The sequence below is a fragment of the Hyphomonas sp. genome, assembly GCF_037969335.1.
Taxonomy (GTDB): domain Bacteria; phylum Pseudomonadota; class Alphaproteobacteria; order Caulobacterales; family Hyphomonadaceae; genus Hyphomonas.
Genome location: NZ_JBBKXE010000106.1, coordinates 1 through 16,366 on the forward strand (window position 1 = coordinate 1; position 16,366 = coordinate 16,366).

At 63.4% G+C, this 16,366-nt stretch carries 18 protein-coding genes and 1 pseudogene; 11 read left to right on the forward strand and 8 right to left on the reverse strand.

The window, feature by feature from the left end:
- The 10 genes and pseudogenes from AADA04_RS08175 to AADA04_RS08220 form a co-directional block, all read left to right on the forward strand.
- On the forward strand, positions 1-306 hold a 306-nt coding region (locus AADA04_RS08175), incomplete at its 5' end, for an amidohydrolase family protein (RefSeq protein WP_340692766.1).
- A 108-nt stretch (positions 307-414) separates the two neighbouring features.
- Complete coding sequence (locus AADA04_RS08180; protein WP_340692767.1) at positions 415-1,437, forward strand: glycoside hydrolase family 5 protein; 1,023 nt, start codon at positions 415-417, stop codon at positions 1,435-1,437.
- A 72-nt stretch (positions 1,438-1,509) separates the two neighbouring features.
- Positions 1,510-2,127: a glycerol-3-phosphate 1-O-acyltransferase PlsY gene (gene plsY, locus AADA04_RS08185; protein ID WP_340692768.1), complete on the forward strand. Its 618-nt coding sequence runs from the start codon at positions 1,510-1,512 to the stop codon at positions 2,125-2,127.
- A 5-nt stretch (positions 2,128-2,132) separates the two neighbouring features.
- Positions 2,133-2,666: pseudogene (locus AADA04_RS08190) on the forward strand (DNA-processing protein DprA); the annotation flags it as partial.
- Between the two features lie 58 nt (positions 2,667-2,724).
- Positions 2,725-3,225, forward strand: a complete 501-nt coding sequence (locus AADA04_RS08195; RefSeq protein ID WP_340692782.1) for a DNA-processing protein DprA — start codon at positions 2,725-2,727, stop codon at positions 3,223-3,225.
- Positions 3,226-3,397: 172 nt separating this feature from the next.
- Positions 3,398-5,587 (forward strand): LPS assembly protein LptD, encoded by a 2,190-nt coding sequence (gene lptD, locus AADA04_RS08200; RefSeq protein WP_340692769.1) that lies wholly within the window; start codon positions 3,398-3,400, stop codon positions 5,585-5,587.
- A 174-nt stretch (positions 5,588-5,761) separates the two neighbouring features.
- On the forward strand, positions 5,762-7,006 hold the full coding sequence (locus tag AADA04_RS08205) for a peptidylprolyl isomerase (protein WP_340692770.1): 1,245 nt from the start codon (positions 5,762-5,764) through the stop codon (positions 7,004-7,006).
- Positions 7,007-7,045: 39 nt separating this feature from the next.
- Positions 7,046-8,053, forward strand: coding sequence for a 4-hydroxythreonine-4-phosphate dehydrogenase PdxA (pdxA, locus tag AADA04_RS08210; protein WP_340692771.1), 1,008 nt, complete (start codon positions 7,046-7,048; stop codon positions 8,051-8,053).
- Positions 8,050-8,886, forward strand: coding sequence for a 16S rRNA (adenine(1518)-N(6)/adenine(1519)-N(6))-dimethyltransferase RsmA (gene rsmA, locus AADA04_RS08215; protein ID WP_340692772.1), 837 nt, complete (start codon positions 8,050-8,052; stop codon positions 8,884-8,886). Before pdxA ends, rsmA begins: the two co-directional genes overlap by 4 nt.
- 70 nt (positions 8,887-8,956) lie before the next feature.
- Positions 8,957-9,574 carry a hypothetical protein gene (locus AADA04_RS08220; RefSeq protein WP_340692773.1) on the forward strand — a complete coding sequence of 206 codons (618 nt, stop codon included), beginning with the start codon at positions 8,957-8,959 and terminating at the stop codon, positions 9,572-9,574.
- 164 nt (positions 9,575-9,738) lie between these two features.
- On the opposite strand, the gene AADA04_RS08225 is transcribed toward AADA04_RS08220, so the two are convergent.
- The 8 genes from AADA04_RS08225 to fabD all read right to left on the reverse strand — a co-directional run bounded on the left by AADA04_RS08225 (position 9,739) and on the right by fabD (position 15,973).
- On the reverse strand, positions 9,739-9,954 hold the full coding sequence (locus tag AADA04_RS08225) for a hypothetical protein (RefSeq protein ID WP_340692774.1): 216 nt from the start codon (positions 9,952-9,954) through the stop codon (positions 9,739-9,741).
- Positions 9,955-10,018: 64 nt separating this feature from the next.
- A complete protein-coding gene (gene gmk, locus AADA04_RS08230; RefSeq protein ID WP_340692775.1) occupies positions 10,019-10,660 on the reverse strand; it encodes a guanylate kinase in 642 nt (213 codons plus the stop codon).
- Positions 10,650-11,537 carry a YicC/YloC family endoribonuclease gene (locus tag AADA04_RS08235; RefSeq protein WP_340692776.1) on the reverse strand — a complete coding sequence of 296 codons (888 nt, stop codon included), beginning with the start codon at positions 11,535-11,537 and terminating at the stop codon, positions 10,650-10,652. Before AADA04_RS08235 ends, gmk begins: the two co-directional genes overlap by 11 nt.
- Entirely contained in the window at positions 11,534-12,562 is a 1,029-nt protein-coding gene (gene mltG / locus AADA04_RS08240) for an endolytic transglycosylase MltG (RefSeq protein ID WP_340692777.1), read from the reverse strand. The genes AADA04_RS08235 and mltG overlap by 4 nt, the downstream gene beginning before the upstream one ends.
- Before the next feature lie 65 nt (positions 12,563-12,627).
- Complete coding sequence (gene fabF, locus AADA04_RS08245) at positions 12,628-13,914, reverse strand: beta-ketoacyl-ACP synthase II (protein WP_340692778.1); 1,287 nt, start codon at positions 13,912-13,914, stop codon at positions 12,628-12,630.
- Between the two features lie 17 nt (positions 13,915-13,931).
- Positions 13,932-14,165, reverse strand: coding sequence for an acyl carrier protein (locus tag AADA04_RS08250; protein WP_045698220.1), 234 nt, complete (start codon positions 14,163-14,165; stop codon positions 13,932-13,934).
- Positions 14,166-14,280: 115 nt separating this feature from the next.
- Positions 14,281-15,018, reverse strand: coding sequence for a 3-oxoacyl-[acyl-carrier-protein] reductase (gene fabG, locus AADA04_RS08255; protein ID WP_340692779.1), 738 nt, complete (start codon positions 15,016-15,018; stop codon positions 14,281-14,283).
- Complete coding sequence (gene fabD / locus AADA04_RS08260) at positions 15,011-15,973, reverse strand: ACP S-malonyltransferase (RefSeq protein WP_340692780.1); 963 nt, start codon at positions 15,971-15,973, stop codon at positions 15,011-15,013. Before fabD ends, fabG begins: the two co-directional genes overlap by 8 nt.
- 208 nt (positions 15,974-16,181) lie before the next feature.
- On the opposite strand from fabD, the gene rpsF reads away from it, so the two are divergent.
- Positions 16,182-16,366 (forward strand): 30S ribosomal protein S6 (rpsF, locus tag AADA04_RS08265; protein ID WP_340692781.1); only part of this gene is annotated, 185 nt, incomplete at its 3' end.

Here is a 16,366-nt window from a genome sequence, read left to right on the forward strand (position 1 = left end):
GGCCTGGAAACCACGCTCGCGGCCCTGATGAGCCTCGTCAACGACGCCGACCTGCCACTGCTCGACGCGCTCGCGCCCGTCACCTGCCGCCCGGCCGACCTGCTCGGCCTGCCTCAGGGCCGCCTGAAATCCGGCGCGCCGGCCGACCTCGTCCTGTTCGATCCCGGCAAGCCCTGGCTCTGCGAACGCGAGCACCTCCGCTCGCGCTCAACCAACTCGCCATTCGATGGCCGGCGCCTGCAGGGCCGCGTCATGCGCACGCTCGTCGGTGGCGAAACCGTGTTCGAATTCTTGCCGGCTTCCTGACATGACAGAGCTCCGCAACACGTCCCTCAAAGAGGCTTTGTGTCAGTGAGCACCCCTACGGAGTGACGTCGCGTTGACCGCGCGCCATCATGCTGTCACATCGATCTCATGGGGAAATTGCGCAACAGGCTGGGCCGGGCAACACTCGCACTCGTCTGCGCGCTGGTATCCAGTGCCGCCAGCACGTCCGTGCCGGATGCGACGCCGTATGAACCCCCGATGCCACCCGTTCAACGGTGCATGAACTTGAGCAGCGCGCTTGAGGCGCCCTACGAGGGCGACTGGGGCTACACTATTCGCAACGAAGACATAGACCGGCTCAAAGAGGCCGGCTTCGACACGATCCGTCTGCCTGTTCGCTGGTCGGCACATGCCGGTCGCTGGGGCCGCTACAAGCTCAACAAGGGCCTGCTGGCACGCACCGATGCAATCATCGACTATGCCATGTCCCGCGACATGAATGTCATCCTGAATGTTCACCATTATTCCGAACTGAATAATTGGCCGTGGCGTCATGAACGGCGGCTTGAAGGCATCTGGAAACAGCTTGCCGCACACTATGAGGACTACCCGGACCGTCTCATCTTTGAAATTGTAAATGAGCCTAATGGCAAGATGACGGTGCAGCGTACCGACGCGCTCAACAAGCGGGTCGTCGCGCGCATCCGCAAGACCCAGCCCGACCGCTGGATAGTGCTGGCGACAGCAGAATGGGGCTCGATCGCTGGCCTCCTGCAAAGCCAGCCGCCCTCCGACCCGCGTATCATCCTGTCCTGGCACTATTACGAGCCGTTCGTCTTCACGCACCAGGGCGCGGAATTCTTCAGGCCCACCCCGCCTATCGGCACGAACTGGGGTGATACCGCCGACGTCGACCGCATCGCCAAGGACTTTCGCCTTGCTGCAGCCTTCCGGGACAAGCACAACCTGCCGCTTCTGCTCGGTGAATTTGGTGTGTTCGATGCCGCACCAGTCGAGCAGCGCGCGAAATGGATCGGCAGCGTCCGCCATCTTGCCGAAGCGAACGGGTTCGGCTGGTGTCACTGGGGCCTGTCTTCGAACTTCCGGTCATATGATGCCGACAAGGAAGCCTGGATCGAGCCGGTACGGGCAGCCTTGCTGGACGATTGATCCTTGGGCTCTTGCCGCACGCAGGCGCTGTTCGTAAACCATCACCACAAAACACCAGAGGGAGACGACAGCATGCAAGCATCGATCGGGTATGGCGCAGCTGTCGCCTGCGGCTATCTCGCAGGCTCGATTCCGTTTGGCTTGCTGATCACCCGGGCGGCGGGCCTGGGCGATATCCGGGCCATTGGCTCCAAAAGTATTGGCGCCACGAACGTGCTGCGCACCGGCCGCAAGGACCTCGCCCTTGCCACGCTCCTGCTCGACAGTCTCAAGGCGGGCCTCGTCGCCTTCGCCTTCACGCACTTCTTCGGCCGCGAGATCGGCTTCGTGGCCGGCGCCATGGCCTTTGTCGGGCATTGCTATCCGGTCTGGCTCGGCTTCAAGGGTGGCAAGGGCGTCGCCACCTATGCCGGCCTCCTGCCCTTCACGACGCTGCCGGGTTTCTTCGTCGCCGCGCCGGTCTGGCTCATCGTCTTCGCGGTCACCCGGATCTCCTCACTGGCCGCCCTGACCGCTGCCGTTCTGGTGCCGCCCGGTGCCTGGCTGCTCGGCGAACGGAACACGGTCGTCCTCGCCGGCTTGACCCTGCTTTCCGTCTTCGTGTTCTTTACCCACCGCGCCAACCTCTCCCGTCTCGTCAAAGGCACCGAGCCACGCTTCGGCACGCCGAAGGCCAAACCGGAGGCATGAGTCTGATGCCGGTCCTGCCCGACAATGAACGGCACGACTGGATCCGCCTCGCCCGCACGCAAAATGTCGGGCCTGTCACCTTCGCCCAGCTTCTGAAACGTTTCGGCAGCCCGGCCGCCGCCCTCGACGCTCTTCCGGAGATCGCGCGCCGCGCCGGACGCGGCCGTCCGATCGTCGCACCATCGGTCGCAGAAATCGACGCAGAGATCGAAGCAACGCAGCGTTACGGCGCCCGTATCGTGGCCCGCTGCGAAGCGGACTTCCCACCCCTCCTGCGCACCCTTGCCCCACCCCCACTCCTCGGTCGCGCACCCCTCGCCGCAGAGCCGACTGTGGCCATTGTCGGCGCCCGGAATGCCTCCGCAGCGGGCCGCAAGCTGGCGCGCGACATCGCTGCGGGCCTCGGCGAAGCGGGTTTTGTCACCGTATCGGGCCTCGCGCTCGGCATTGACGGCGAGGTCCACGCAGCCTCCCTGCGCACCGGCACGATCGCGGTCCTTGGCGGCGCCGTGGACCATATCTACCCACCCCAGCACGAACGCCTCTACACCGAGATCGCTGCCGAAGGCCTGATCGTCTCGGAAAGCCCCTTCGGCTATCGCGCCAAGGCCCAGGACTTTCCCCGCCGGAACCGCATCATCACCGGGGCTCTCGCGCGGAGTTGTCGTCGTCGAAGCGGCCGAACGCTCGGGCTCGCTGATCTCGGCGCGCATGGCGGATGAACAGGGCCGCGAAGTCATGGCCGTGCCGGGATCTCCCCTCGATCCGCGCGCGGCAGGGACCAATGCCCTTATTTATCAAGGGGCTTCACTGGTTCGCCATGCGACGGACGTGCTGGAAATTCTCACATCGCTAAGCCACGGTCAGGTCTCTGCGCCGCCTGCCAGCTCCTTCGATCCCGAATCGGCCGACGATCCCTTGCCGGAAAGCGAGATCGCCAGGGTCCGCGAAGCCCTCTCGCCGCATGCCATGCCGATCGACGAAATCGCCCGCGCCAGCGGCCTCGGCGCCGCGCGTTGCGCTGCTATCCTTGCAGAACTGGAGCTTTCCGGCCAGGCGGTTACCCTGTCAGGCGGTCTCGCGGCCCTTGTCATGTAACGCTACCGCGCTGTGTCGCGAAAACACCGCCCGGCGCAGGAAAATGCCGCCACAAGCCGCCGATGGCTGGACGATCCGGGCCATCACCTCTAAGCCTCCAGTCAAATCAATGAACCCGGCGCAGGCACAGAGTGTCCATTCAATGCGCAGATGTGACTGAGGTAACCCCGACTTGGCGAACTGGCTCCTTTACGCCGCTGCATTGGGCCTGGTCACATCCGGGGCCTGCTCTGCCCATGCGCAGGAATCCGCGACCATTGCCCAGCCGGCATCCGAGGCAGAGGAACACGTCGTCCTTGAGGCCGACTATATTTACGAAGTCCGGGACGAAAACAGCATCGTCGCCGAAGGCAATGTCGAAGCCCTGTACGAGGGCCGCGTCCTTCGCGCAGACCGCATCATCTACAACAAGACCACCGACCGCGTGCGCGCCACCGGGAATGTCGTCATCGTCGATACCGATGGCTCGCAACAATTCGCCGACGAGATCGAGGTCAATTCCAACCTTGAAGACGGCTATGCCATCGGCTTCTCGGCCCGCCTCGCCGATGGCGCGACGGTTGTTGCCAATTCCGCGATCCGTCAGACCGACGGCGTCAACGCGCTCGAACAGGCGATCTACACGGCCTGTCCGGTCTGTGACGAACACACGACGCCAACCTGGTCCCTGCGCGCCCGCCGCACCGTGCTCGACCAGGAAAGCCAGATGATTTCCTACCGCGACGCGGTGTTTGAAGTGGCCGGCATCCCGGTCTTCTACTTCCCCTATCTCGCGCACCCCGATCCGACATCCGAACGGCGTTCCGGCTTCCTCGTGCCATCCGGCGGCGTGTCCTCAAAGCTCGGGACGTTCTACCAGCAGCCCTATTACTGGACGCTCTCGGAATCATCGGACATCACGATTGCCCCGATGGTCAGCGCCAACGTCAATCCCCTGCTCGAGCTCGACATTCGCAAACGGTTCTATTCCGGCGGCATCAAGATCAATACGAGCATCACCAGAGAAGCCGATTTCGACAGTGACGGCGAAACGTTCGGCGACGAGAAATGGCGCGGCCACCTTTTCGGCAAGGGCCTGTTCGCCATCGCGCCGGAATGGAAGTGGGGCTTCGGTGTCGAGACCCAGACCGATGACCTGTTTGATCGCCGCTACGATATTAGCGGCCAGGGAGAACGCCGAGGCCTCTATTCCAGCCAGCCGCGACGCCTTCTGTCGCAAATTTTCGTGGTCGGCCAGGGCGACGATTATTATACCGATGCGGCCGTCCTCAGCTTTCAGGGCCTGCGCTCAAGCGACAAAGACGGCGCCCTGCCATCGGTCGCGCCCGTCTTCTTTGGCGAAAAATACTGGGATCTCGGCGATTACGGCTTCGCCGCCGTGAACGTCTCATCTGCCATGCTGACACGCGATGTCGGCGTCGACAGCCAGCGCGTCAGCGTCGGCGGCGACTGGAGCAATCTCAGCGTCCTGCCGGGCGGTTTCACGTTCAAGCCCTTCGCCGAAGTCCGGGCCGACTATTACGCCCTCGACGAGGCCGTTTCGGGCGAACCGGATGTGTCACGGGCCGTCGGCAATGCCGGCGTCAAAATCGCCTACCCCCTGATCCGTCCCGGCAAGATTGTCGACATCATGGTTGAGCCGACGATCATGGCCGCCTGGGGGGTATCCAACGCCAATGATCCTGCCATCCCGAACGAGGACAGCCTCCTCTACGAATTCGACGAAGGCAGCCTGTTCGAGGCCAATGGTTTCGGCAATTACGATCTCTATGAAGGCGACGGCAAGGCCTCGGCCGGCGTCACCGCCCGCGCCGTGTTCAAGAACGGTCCCGAATTCAGCACGACTCTCGGTCGCCGCTGGCGGTCTCGCGCCGACCCGAATTTCGACGTCGCCAGCAATCTCGACGGCACGTCATCCGACTGGGTCGCCGAGTCCACAGCCGATTTTGGCCGGGCCCTGCGCATCGATACCCGTGTGCGCCTCGATGATGACGGCTTCAAACTGAACCGTATCGACGCCCGGTTGACGAGCAATTACAAGCGCCTGCGGGCGGTCGGCCAATACTACAATATCAGCGAGCGCATCAGTCCGCTCGGCACGCCGGACGAAGGCATCTTCCTGCGCGGCGAGCTGCGCGTCACCGACCGCTATTCACTGGTCTATGGCCAGTTGCGCGACATCGTCGCGAACCTCAATGCAAAGCGGGAATTCGGCATCGCCTATGAGGACGACTGCTCCCGGTTCGAGATCATCTACCAGCGCTCGGAACTGATCGACCGCACGCTCGGTCCGTCGGAAAGCATCCAGTTCCGCTTCTCGCTCAAGTCCATCGGAGATTTCGGATCCAGCGAATTTGACTGATTCGGCTAGGCGCCAGCCCCGGGGCTGCGCCGCAAGCCACACTAAAGCCACACTAATTTTCTGTAACGATTCAGGGATCACTGCCCTGATCCGTTGCACCCATCGACAGGACTTGTATGGTCCGCGACTGTTGCATGAATTGGGGCCCGGCTGGGTACTCAGTGGAGAAGATACATGATCCGTCAGTTACTTGTTGCTGTTTCCCTGTTCGCAATGTCCGCTACAGGCGTCGCCATGGCCCAGGACGCGACGGACTCCAGCCGTCTGCCGCTCGAGGGCATCGCAGCCGTGGTCAACGACAAGCCGATCTCCTTTTCCGACGTGCGCCAGCGGGCCCGCCTCCTCCTGCTCAGCGCCGGTGGCCAACAACCGTCTGCCGAACAGATCCAGCAGATCACCGGCCAGGCGCTGGAACAACTTATCGACGAGAGCCTCCAGCTCGAGAAAGCCTCCGAATTCGACATGGAAATCGATGCCCGTGAAATCGACGGCGCCGTCGAAGACATGGCGCGTCAGGGCGGCACCACCGGTGACCAACTCAAGGCCCAGCTGCTGGCAGCCGGTGTCAATCCGGCCAGCCTGGAAGAACAGATGCGCGCCGAGATCGCGTGGAACCGTGTGATGAGCGGCCTCTACGGGTCGCGCATCCGGGTGTCGGATAACCAGGTCGACGACCAGATGGAACGGATGCGGTCCGCGTCGAAGACGACGCAGTATCGTGTGTCCGAAATTTTCCTTTACGCGCCCGATGAAGAGACCCGTGCGCAGGCAGTGACCGCCGCATCGGCGGTGCTTGAACAATTGAAACAGGGCGCAGACTTCCGCGTGGCCGCCCAGCGCATCTCGTCGGCCCCGACCGCGGCTACAGGCGGCGACATGGGCTGGATTGCCTTGGACGATCTCGCACCCCAGCTGGCCGAAGCCGTCTCTTCCTCCGAAAAGCCCGGCCTGCTTGAGCCGATCGAAGTGGAGAGCGGCGTCTATATCCTCAACGTCGCCAACAAGCGCGAACCGAGCCAGGCCGTGACCAAGGTCAACCTGAAGCGACTCTTCGTGTCTGACGGATCAGAAGCCGATCTCCTGGCCGCCATGGACAAGATCAAATCCTGCGACGACGTCCAGAGCGTCGCCAACTCCAAGACCAATTTGCGCGCGGCTGACCTCGACGAAATCAATGTCGATGAGCTGGGTCCCGAAGGCAGCGATCTCGTCAAGTCGACCGAAATCGGTCAGGCGACCGCCATCTTTGCGGCCTCTGGCGGCCTCGCGGTGATGTATGTCTGCGATCGTCAGGACGGCGCCGAAGCCCTGCCGTCGCGCGACGATCTCAAAGGCAGCCTGAAGAACCGCGAACTCGGCATGATCTCGGAGCGCGAACTTCGCAACCTCCGCCGCGAAGCCACCATCATCTACCGATAGGGCTTGCGCAGGCAGTCATTTGCAATCACACCTCCGCGCGTGAGCCAAGAACCTGTCCTGCCTCTTGCCCTGACCATGGGCGACCCTGCCGGGTGTGGCCCCGCCATCACGGCGGCGGCGTGGCGACAGCTTCGCGCAGACCCCGGCTTGGCATTCTACATTATCGGCGCACCGGAACTCTACGCGCCCGCCGTGCCCGTCCGCGAGATTGCCGCGCCGGATGAGGCCCGTGCCACCTTTGCCGACGCGCTGCCGGTCCTCCCCCTCTCCGATGTCCCTGATATCCGCCCCGGCGAGCCCAATGCCGACGCCGCCCCTGCCATCATCCGCTCCATCGCGCTGGCCACGAGCCACGCCCTCGACGGCCTTGCAGGCGGCATCGTCACCAACCCGATCAACAAGGCCCTGCTCTACGGCGCCGGCTTCGCCTATCCCGGCCATACCGAATATGTCGCCCATCTCTGCGCCGCGCCAAATGCCAAGCCCCCGCGCCCGGTCATGATGCTGGTCGGCGGCGGGCTCCGCGTGGCGCTGGCTACCATCCACATGCCGCTGATGGATGTCGGCAAATCGCTGACCGTCCCGGGACTCGTGGAACTCGGCCATATCGTGGCGCAGGCCATGACGCGGGATTTCGGCATCCCGGCCCCGCGCCTCGCCTTTTCCGGCCTCAATCCGCATGCGGGCGAAAGCGGCACGATCGGCAAGGAAGAGATCACCATCATCAATCCGGCGGCACACGCGCTCCGGCTCGCGGGCGTCGACATCAGTGATGCGCGGCCCGGCGACACCGTGTTCGCCGAAGCCCTGTCCGGCACCTATGACGCGGTGATCGCGATGACTCACGACCAGGGCCTGATCCCCGTCAAGACGCTGGACTTCTGGGGCGGCGTCAACGTCACGCTCGGCCTGCCCGTCGTCCGCACCAGCCCCGACCATGGCACGGCCTATGACGCCGCCGCTGCGGGCACCACACGCCCTGACAGCCTCATCGCCGCCCTGCGCCTCGCCGCCGCCATGGCCCAAGCCAGAAGCCAGACCACATGAACGACACACACCGCCCCGACCTCACCGACGCCCCGGCCCGCAAGGCGCTCGGCCAGCATTTCCTGTTCGACCCCAGCATCCTGCACCGGACCGCCCTCGCCGCCGGTCCGGTCAAGGGCCGCGTCGTCATCGAAGTCGGCCCCGGCCCGGGCGGGCTGACCCGTGCCCTACTCGACGAAGGCGCGGGCAAGGTGATCGCGGTCGAAACCGATCCGCGCTTTGCCGAAGCGCTCCTCCTCTGGCCGGAAGCCAAAGACGGTCGCCTCATTGTCCTCCAGAAGGACGCGCGCAAGGTCAATTTCGAGCAGCTCGTCATCGAGGCCGGCGCGACCGAGCCCGCCATGATCATCGGCAACCTGCCCTATAATGTCGGCACGCCGCTGCTCGTCGGCTGGCTCAAGGCGGGTGACTGGCGCGGTGAGATGGCCCTGATGTTCCAGAAGGAAGTCGCCGAGCGCATCTGCGCCGCGCCGGGCACGGACCATTATGGCCGCCTCGCCGTCCTCGCCCAATCGGCCACCCGCCCCTATATCGCCTTCACCCTGCCGCCGGGTGCCTTCACCCCGCCGCCCAAGGTCGACAGCGCCGTCGCCGTGCTCGAACCCCTGCCTGCCGACCAGCGCTTCGAACACATCGACCTGTTGGAACAAGTCACCGGCGCCGCCTTCGGCCAACGCCGCAAGATGATGCGCGCCGCCCTTAAACCCTTCGCCAAGAAACACGGCCTGAAAGCCGCCGACTGGCTGACAAGCGTCAACATCGACCCCACCGCCCGCGCGGAAATCCTGTCGCAGGATGATTTCCGAAGGTTGGCGGCAAGCTTGGCGAAATAGCGCGCCACCTCTTCTCCCCTGTCCCCTGGGAGAGGGCCCCCGAGGGAGAAGGGGGCGGTCACTGCGCCGCATGAGCCACCCGCCCGACATCATCCATCACGGCCTCGAACAGGCGCGGCTTGCGCTGTGGGCGGTGATCAACATGACGAACGCGCAGCTACGCCCGCTCACCTTGCGGCGCAGCCTGAAGCGACGCGCCTCCGGGCGGCTGAAACAGCTCGAAATCATCGTGCGGCGCCTGCTGACCCTGATGGCACTGGCGCTCACCCTGCCAGCGGTCAAGCAACGGACCGGCCTTACCCCTGCCACCCCCACGCCGCTCCCAGAGGGCACCGAGATCGTCACCTTCCCGGCCCCCTACCGTTTCGGCCTGTCGGGCCGGGTTCTGCCGGATGTCGATCCGGCCGTCCTCGTGCTGTTTCCGGGCATCGTCCGGGCATCTGGCCCGGTGCCCGCCGCGCCCGTCCTCGCCCGCGTCAGCGCCCTCTACAGGATGCTCGAAGCGCCGGACCTCTACGCCAAACGCCTCGCGCGCAGCCTCGCCCGCCAGCGGAAGCGCGGCGACCCGAAGCCCGTCGCCCTGCCCATGGCCAGCGCCTATCGCTTGCGCCCCGAACTCGGCGCTATCGCCACGGCCCTGCCGGGATTGCTGAATGCCGCGCTGGAAAAGTGGGATAATTCGAGCTGAATCCGACAGTCTATCAAACAGGCATGCCGGGCACCGGGAGGTGTTTCCGGATAGGCGCGTATCTCTCCCCCCGCAGACCCCTGCCTGCGCAGGGGTCTGCGGTAATGCAGAGTGGGAGTCCCAAAGGGGCTCATCCTGAGCGCTCAAATGGAGGAGCCGCCCGCCTAATTCCCGTCAAACGGCTCGACGACGATATCGGTGACTTCCTCGAACGTGCCCGAACGATCCAGTCCGCCACGCATGACGTACCAGGCGATCACGACGAGGCCCGCCAGCGGCAGGAGCCACAGCAGCCAGACGGCCTTGGCCTTCGGGCGCGGCGGTGAAGCGGGCGGCTCAGGCACTTGCCCCTCCGTCTGCGGTTCATTGTCATTTGTCATGCGCGGGCCTTTTCAGGGAAGACTTGCAGAACGGTGGTACGGAACGGGTCGGATTCAGGTCGTGTCAGGCCTCTCCGAGGAGGCGCCTGACATGGTCGTCAAGGTCGAGCTGGCGCAGCCGTTTCAGGCGCTCGACCAGCAGGATCCGGCGCAGGCGCTGGTACGCCTCGTCGAGATTGTCATTGATGATGGCATAATCATAGCGCCGCCAATGCATGATTTCCCGGCGGGCATCGACCATACGGCGGGCGACATCTTCCGGCGTCGATCCCTCGCGGGCAGCAAGGCGGGCTTCCAGTTCCTCGATGCTCGGCGGCAGGATGAAAACCGAGACGACATCATTCGGCATCTGGTCATGCAACGCGTCGGCGCCCTGCCAGTCGACGTCGAACAAGATGTCCTCGCCACTCTCCAGTTTCGCCACGGTGTCGGCGCGCGGGGTGCCGTAATACTTGTCGAACACATGCGCCCATTCGAGGAATTCGCGGTTCGTAATCATGTCCTTGAAATCATGGACCGACTTGAAGTGATAATGCTGGCCATCGACCTCGTTCGGCCGCGGTGTCCGCGTCGTCGCCGAGACCGACAGGTTCACGTCTTCGAACTCGTTCAGCAACATGTGCGACAGCGTCGTCTTGCCGGCGCCCGACGGGCTCGACAGGACGAGCATCAGCCCCCTGCGCTTTCCCATTTGCTCATTCGACATTCGCGGCCTGCTCCTTGAACTGGTCAATCACCCCTTTGAGGCCCAACCCCGCATTCGTCAAATCGAGGCTGACAGATTTCGAACAGAGCGTATTTGCTTCGCGGTTGAGTTCCTGCGCCAGGAAATCGAGTTTCCGGCCCACCGGAGAGCCGCCTGCGAGCAGGTCCCGCGCGCCGGCAAAGTGCGCCGCCAGCCGGTCGAGCTCCTCGCGCACATCAGCCTTGGCCGCGCTGAGCGCGATTTCCACGGCGGCCCGGTCGGCATCGACCCGCCCTTCGGCATCGAGTTCGTCGAGTTGCTTCTTCAGACGCGCCTTCAGCAGGCCGGGCTGGGAGTCGGCCAGTTTCGTGGCAGCCGCGGCAAAACCCTCCATTTCGCCGACAAGGCCGGTCATGATGCCGGTCAGCGAGGCGCCTTCCGTCCGGCGCGCCTCGGCGAGGTCCTTCAGGGCCGCATTGGCCGCGTCGGTCAGGAGCTCGATCACAGCCTCATCCTGCGCCAGTTCCCGCAGCGAGCTGCCGCCAGTCTCGACGACGCCCTTGAGCGTCATCAGCGTGGCAATCGCTTCGCCCGACAGGCCAACGCCATGGATCGCCTGCGCCGCATTGGTCAGCGCCGTCAGCAGGCCTTCGTTCACAGTCACCGTCTCGTCGCCGGTGCTCATGTCGATGCGCAGGGAGACCTGCAGTGAGCCACGGTTGAACAGTTTCGATGCCTGGGCCTTCACCGCGCGATCCAGCGCGTCGAATCCCGGCGGCGTATTCACGCGCACATCAAGGCTGCGCCCATTGACGCTCTTGGCCTCCCAGGCCCAGCTTCCCCATCCTGCTTCACCCGCGACACGGGCAAAGCCGGTCATGCCGGACAATTCACTCATTCCTCAGCCCTCTCCCGCGCAATCTCTTCGCGCTCATATTTCCGGTAGGCCGCCACATTGCGATTGTGCTCGGCCAGCGTCTTGGCGAAGAGATGCCCCCCTTTGCCGTCAGCTACAAAGAATATGTACTCTGTTTCGGGTGGGTTTAGCACGGCAGCAATTGCATCTCGCCCCGGATTGCAGATCGGCGTCTTCGGCAGGCCGTCGATCTGGTAAGTGTTCCAGTCGGTCTTCCGGTCGATTTCCGAGCGATACAGGGTCCGGCGCTTGCCAGCCTTGTTGTACAGGGGCTCGCCCTGCGAGATGCCGTAGATGATGGTCGGGTCGCTCTCCAGCCGCATGCCGCGCTTCAGGCGCGTCGTGAACAGGGCGGCCACTTCAGGCCGCTCCTCTGCAATGCCTGTTTCCTTTTCGACCACCGAGGCGAGGATCACAGCCTCATACGGGTTGGCCAGGAGGAGACCATCCTGGCGCTTGGGCCAGAGATCCTTCAACAGGTCATCCTGCGCCTTGGCCATCTGGGCGATCAGTTTCGCCCGCGTCATGCCGCGATGATAGAGATATGTGTCCGGCAGGAGGTTGCCTTCGGCAACCGGCAATTCCGGCATCGGGCCAACAAGCACGGGGTCGGATTCAATCAGCCGCAGAAGCTGCGCCGTCGTGCGCCCTTCCGGCAGCGTGATCTTGTGCATCACCGCCTTGCCTTCGATCAGGATTTCAAGGACTTCGCCGAGGCTGGCCTGCGGCTCGATGGTGAACTCGCCGGTTTTCAGCGCCGTCTCGGTGCCATCAATGCGGGCCTTGAGACGCATCAGCCAGGCCGATCGGATGATGCCGTCTTTCTCGAGCCGGGCCGCGACGCTGAGCATGCCTTCGCCGGGTTCGACGACGACGAGCGTTTCGGCGGGCAACGGCCCGTCCTTGGCCACTTCATTGCCGAGCCAGATCCAGCCAGCACCGGCGACGGCACCCGCGAGGATCACAACCGCAATGACAAGCGACAACAGGCCTTTGATGAACTTCATGAAACGCCTCACACGAATCCCGGCACCGCCAGCTTACATGCCCGCCCCTGCCCGGCGATAGTGGCCTATTTCACTTCCCGGATCACGAGCGACGCATTGGTGCCGCCAAAGCCGAAACTGTTCGACATGGCAGCCCGTACGCGGCCCTGCTTGGCCTTGTGGGGAATGAGATCAATCGGCGTCTCGAAACTCGGATTGTCGAGGTTCAGCGTCGGCGGCATCACCTGGTCACGAATGGCCAGTGCGCAGAACGCGGTCTCGATGGCACCAGCAGCGCCCAGGAGGTGGCCGACAGCCGACTTTGTCGACGACATGGACAGGTTCTTGGCGTGGTCGCCATAGGCCTTCTCGACCGCACCCGCTTCGCCTTCGTCGCCCTTCGGCGTCGAGGTGCCGTGCGCGTTTATATAATCGATCTCGCTTGGATCGAATGCGGCATGCTTGAGCGCCATCTTCATGGCGCGGTAGCCGCCCTCTGCGCCCTCGGCAGGCGCCGTGATATGATAGGCATCGCCGGTCAGGCCGTAGCCTGCGACTTCGGCATAGATCTTCGCGCCGCGTGCCTTGGCATGTTCGTATTCTTCCAGCACGAGCACCGCTGCGCCATCACCCATGACAAACCCGTCGCGGTCCTTGTCGTACGGACGCGAGGCTTTCTCGGGCGTATCATTGAAACCTGTGGACATCGCCTTCGCGGCGCAGAAACCAGCGATCGCAATGCGACCGATCACAGCTTCGGAACCGCCCGCCAGCATCACGTCGGCATCGCCATACTTGATGAGACGCGCCGAGTCGCCGATTGCATGCGCACCCGTGGCACACGCCGTCACGACGGCATGGTTCGGGCCCTTAAAGCCGTGCTTGATCGAGACCTGCCCGGAGGCAAGGTTGATCAGGGCCGACGGAATGAAGAACGGGCTCACCTTGCGCGGGCCATGCTCGTGCAGGGTTACGGCCGTCTTGTAGATTGATTCCAGTCCGCCGATGCCGGAGCCAATCATCACGCCTGTGCGTTCGCGGCTTTCTTCATCTTCCGGACGCCAGTCGGCATCCTCGACAGCTTCTTCCGCTGCAGCAATGGCGTAAAGAATGAATTCGTCGATCCGGCGCAGCTCCTTGGGGGAGACAAACTTGTCCGGATCAAACGCATGAGGATCGCCTGCCCCACCGCCGCGTCCATTGGTCCACGGCACCTGGAACGCGATCTTGCACGGCATATCCTCCGGGTCGAAGACGTCGATGCGTCCCGCTCCGGATTTTCCAGCAATCAGGCGTTCCCAGGTTGCCTCGCGCCCGAAAGCGAGCGGAGAGACAATCCCGATACCCGTTATAACAACGCGACGGTCAGACATGCAGTTACAGCCCCGTCTTAGACGTGAGCTTTGATGTGAGTCACCGCGTCACCGACGGACCGGATCGATTCCTGCACATCGTCTGGGATTTCGATATTGAACTCTTCTTCGAAGGCCATGACCAGCTCGACAAGGTCAAGCGAGTCAGCGCCGAGATCGTCGATGAAGCTCGCGCTTTCAACAACCTTGTCGGCATCCACGTCGAGATTATCGACTACGATTTTTTTAACACGCTCAAGAACGTCAGACATGAATACCTCTCTAGAATATGCCCGATAGCCGGTTCATTTCTGAACCATTGTGTTGCGCCTAGCACACACTTGGCAAAAGCGCCAAGCCCTAGCAGCAACGGTTACTGTAGCGAAATCAGATCATTGCCATACCGCCATTTACATGCAGCGTTTGCCCCGTCACGTAAGAGGCCTCGCTGGATGCAAGGTACACTGCGGCTGCGGCGATGTCTCCACCCTGCCCCAACCGGCCTGCTGGTATGCCACCAAGCAGGGCCGTTTTCTGCGCTTCGGGCAGCCCGTCCGTCATCGGTGATTCGATGAAGCCAGGGGCAATCGTGTTGGCGGTAATGCCCCGACTGGCAACTTCCTGGGCGATGGATTTGGTAAAACCAATCATCCCGGCCTTTGATGCACAATAGTTGGTCTGGCCCGGATTACCCGTCACGCCAACGATCGATGTTATGCCGATAATGCGGCCATAGCGGCGCTTCATCATGCCCCGCACGACGCTCTTGGTGAGCCTGAAATAGCTGCCCAGATTGACCTGCAGCACATCATTCCAGTCATCGTCCTTCATCTGGATCAGCAGCTTGTCGCGCGTGATGCCCGCATTGGCGACCAGGATGTCGAGCGGCCCGATAGCGGCCTCTGCGCGGCCCACAAGGCCGTCTACGGCCTCCGCGTCGGACAGGTTGCAGGTCACGATGGCGCTCTCGCCCTTCAGCGTGCCTGCGACCTCCTCAAGCACGTTCTCGCGTGTGCCGGACAACGCAACTTTTGCGCCTGCCTCTGACAGCGCCATGGCGATCGCACAGCCGATGCCGCCCGATGCGCCGGTAACCAGGGCCGTCCGGCCGGTGAGATCAAACATGGGCTTCTCCCTTGATAAAGGCTGCGAAGGCTTCGATGTCCTCGGGTGTCCCGAGCGTGAAGCCGTTCAATGATTTTTCGATGCGGCGCTGCATCACGGTCAGCACCTTGCCGGCACCCGCCTCGGCGGTCGACGTCACGCCTTGGCCGACCATGAACTGCACGCTTTCGGTCCAGCGGACCCGGCCGGTGATCTGGTCGATCAGGTTCTGGCGGATCACATCGGGATCAGACGTCGGCGCGGCTGAAATATTGGCGACGACCGGCACCACAGGCGCGCTGATCGTCACGCCGGACAGCGCTTCGGCCATGGCATCGGCAGCAGGCTGCATCAGCGAGCAATGGAAGGGCGCCGACACGTTCAGTGCCATGGCCTTCTTCACGCCATTCGCTTTGGCGTGCTCGCAGGCTGCATCAATTGCGGCCTTGGAGCCTGACAGAACGAGCTGGCCGGGTGCATTGTCATTGGCAATCTCGCAAACGCCACCGGTCGCACGGCCTGCGACACAGGCGGCCTCTGCCTGCGCGACATCAGCGCCGAGCAATGCCGCCATGGCGCCTTCGCCGGCGGCCACGGAGCCCTGCATGGCATTGCCGCGTATCCGCAGCAGGCGGGCCGTGTCGGCCAGGCTGATCGCCCCGGCAGACGCCAGCGCCGAATACTCGCCAAGCGAATGACCTGCCACGAAGCGACCATCGGCGGCCGACAAGCCGGAGGCTGCCTCCAGTGCCCGCATGGCGGCCACGCTGTGGGCCATCAGCGCGGGCTGGGCATTCGCCGTCAGGGTCAGCTCGGCAATGTCGCCGTCCCACATCAGTTTCGACAGGTTCTGGCCGAGCGCCTCGTCGACCTCTGCGAACACGGCTTTGGCGGCCGGAAACGCATCTGCGAGGGCTTTGCCCATGCCGATTTCCTGGCTGCCTTGCCCCGGGAATATGAACGCCAGTCCTGTCATCGAGATTTCCTCCGGATTTTTGTCGTGCCTACTGGGGGTCGCCAATGTGCGCAAGCGCTTGAAATCTACACCAATATAGGCTTAAGACGCGCGTTCACACGCAGGGATGCGGTCCTCATTAAGCCGGAATGAGCCGGACGAAGAGGGGCCATCGCCAGTCAGTTTCCCGCTGTCTAGCGCCGCATGCCGCATTTTTGGGAATAAAAACATGGCACTATATGAGCACGTCGTGATCACACGACCTGACATTTCGCCGGCACAGGTCGATACATTTATCGAAGAACTGTCCGGCTTCCTCAAGGAAAAAGGCGCAACTGTCGGCCGCACCGAATATTGGGGCCTGCGCAACCTTGCCTATCCGATCAAGAAACAACGCAAGGCGCATTATTCGCT

Bases quoted from the DNA above. Each gene is read 5' to 3' on its own strand.
- AADA04_RS08180 (WP_340692767.1), top strand. From the start codon at position 415: ATGGGGAAATTGCGCAACAGGCTGGGCCGGGCAACACTCGCACTCGTC.
- AADA04_RS08225 (WP_340692774.1), bottom strand. From the start codon at position 9,954: ATGACAAATGACAATGAACCGCAGACGGAGGGGCAAGTGCCTGAGCCG.
- fabD (WP_340692780.1), bottom strand. From the start codon at position 15,973: ATGACAGGACTGGCGTTCATATTCCCGGGGCAAGGCAGCCAGGAAATC.
- plsY (WP_340692768.1), top strand. From the start codon at position 1,510: ATGCAAGCATCGATCGGGTATGGCGCAGCTGTCGCCTGCGGCTATCTC.
- fabF (WP_340692778.1), bottom strand. From the start codon at position 13,914: ATGTCTGACCGTCGCGTTGTTATAACGGGTATCGGGATTGTCTCTCCG.
- gmk (WP_340692775.1), bottom strand. From the start codon at position 10,660: ATGTCGAATGAGCAAATGGGAAAGCGCAGGGGGCTGATGCTCGTCCTG.
- mltG (WP_340692777.1), bottom strand. From the start codon at position 12,562: ATGAAGTTCATCAAAGGCCTGTTGTCGCTTGTCATTGCGGTTGTGATC.
- fabG (WP_340692779.1), bottom strand. From the start codon at position 15,018: ATGTTTGATCTCACCGGCCGGACGGCCCTGGTTACCGGCGCATCGGGC.
- AADA04_RS08205 (WP_340692770.1), top strand. From the start codon at position 5,762: ATGATCCGTCAGTTACTTGTTGCTGTTTCCCTGTTCGCAATGTCCGCT.
- rsmA (WP_340692772.1), top strand. From the start codon at position 8,050: ATGAACGACACACACCGCCCCGACCTCACCGACGCCCCGGCCCGCAAG.
- AADA04_RS08220 (WP_340692773.1), top strand. From the start codon at position 8,957: ATGAGCCACCCGCCCGACATCATCCATCACGGCCTCGAACAGGCGCGG.
- AADA04_RS08250 (WP_045698220.1), bottom strand. From the start codon at position 14,165: ATGTCTGACGTTCTTGAGCGTGTTAAAAAAATCGTAGTCGATAATCTC.
- AADA04_RS08235 (WP_340692776.1), bottom strand. From the start codon at position 11,537: ATGAGTGAATTGTCCGGCATGACCGGCTTTGCCCGTGTCGCGGGTGAA.